Raw genomic sequence first — 985 nt, 5'->3', positions numbered from 1 at the left:
CCCGCGCCTGCGCCGCCAGCTCAAAGCCGATGCCCGCCGCGCCGCCAACCGGGCCGAGCAAGAGTTCGATCACCTCGTCGTGGCGGTGCGGGCCGAGCCCGATCTGGCCGAGCGTCTCGACCTGCTGCTCTCGATCCCTGGCCTTGGCCTCAAGACCGCCCTGCGCCTCGTCGTGCTGATGCCCGAACCGGAGGACCGCGCCAGCGAACTCGGCAGCCTCTCGCGCGAGCAGGCCGCGAGCCTCGCCGGTCTCGCCCCGTTCGATCACGACAGCGGCCGGCATCGCGGCGAGCGTCACATCAGCGGTGGGCGCGCCCGTGTGCGAACCGCCCTCTACACCGCAGCCCTGCCGGCCTCCTATCGCTGGAACCTGGCCCTCGCGCCCTGCGCACACGCCTCACCGCACGCGGCAAAACCCACAAACAGGCCCTCATCGCCTGCGCCAGAAAGCTTCTCACTTACGCCAACGCCGTCCTCGAAAGAGGCTCCCCATGGCTTCGGAATGTCAGCTCCGCATAACGGTTGCTCAGGATGAGGTGACCCATGCAACCGGATCCGCCGCCTTCTTTGTGGGCGCAGGCAGCGTGCTGGTGCACCCGCACGCTGGTGGCGTCGATCATCTGCAGATCGCCGTCGTAAGCCTTTGACACGGCACCCAGAAGCCGATCCCAGATGCCGCGCTTGCGCCAGCGCCGGAAGCGGTTGCCGCAGGTCGTATAGGGACCATAGCGGGCCGGGATGTCGGCCCAGGGCGCACCCATGCGCAGCCGCCAGAAGATGCCGTTGAGCACCCGCCGGTCGTCTGAGCACCCGCCGGTCGTCCACCGCTCCTTGCCGCGCACGTCCGTCGGTAGAAGCGGTTCGATCACCGCTCACTCCGCATCAGTCAGGTCAAACCGCGCCATCCAGAACCCTCCATCTCCAGAGGGCTAACGTCGGTACGCCTTTCCCGTGCCAGCCGTTATGGGTCCGCGACCTAGTGCAC

General features: G+C 68.1%; 2 protein-coding genes and 1 pseudogene. 1 reads left to right on the top strand and 2 read right to left on the bottom strand.

The features are described 5' to 3' along the window. On the bottom strand, positions 1-283 hold a 283-nt coding region (locus MGN01_RS24355; protein ID WP_244612323.1), incomplete at its 3' end, for a hypothetical protein. On the opposite strand from MGN01_RS24355, the gene MGN01_RS23290 reads away from it, so the two are divergent. Beyond that, positions 179-535, top strand: a complete 357-nt coding sequence (locus tag MGN01_RS23290; RefSeq protein WP_238258083.1) for a transposase — start codon at positions 179-181, stop codon at positions 533-535. The two genes, MGN01_RS24355 and MGN01_RS23290, sit on opposite strands and share 105 nt — an antisense overlap. 13 nt (positions 536-548) lie before the next feature. On the opposite strand, the pseudogene MGN01_RS23285 reads toward MGN01_RS23290, so the two are convergent. Then, a pseudogene (locus tag MGN01_RS23285) lies at positions 549-869 on the bottom strand (transposase); the annotation flags it as partial. Between the last annotated feature and the right edge of the window lie 116 nt (positions 870-985).

Origin of the sequence: Methylobacterium gnaphalii (assembly GCF_007992215.1) — a bacterium.
GTDB classification, from domain to species: domain Bacteria; phylum Pseudomonadota; class Alphaproteobacteria; order Rhizobiales; family Beijerinckiaceae; genus Methylobacterium; species Methylobacterium gnaphalii.
This window is presented reverse-complemented; position numbering and strand designations above follow the sequence as displayed.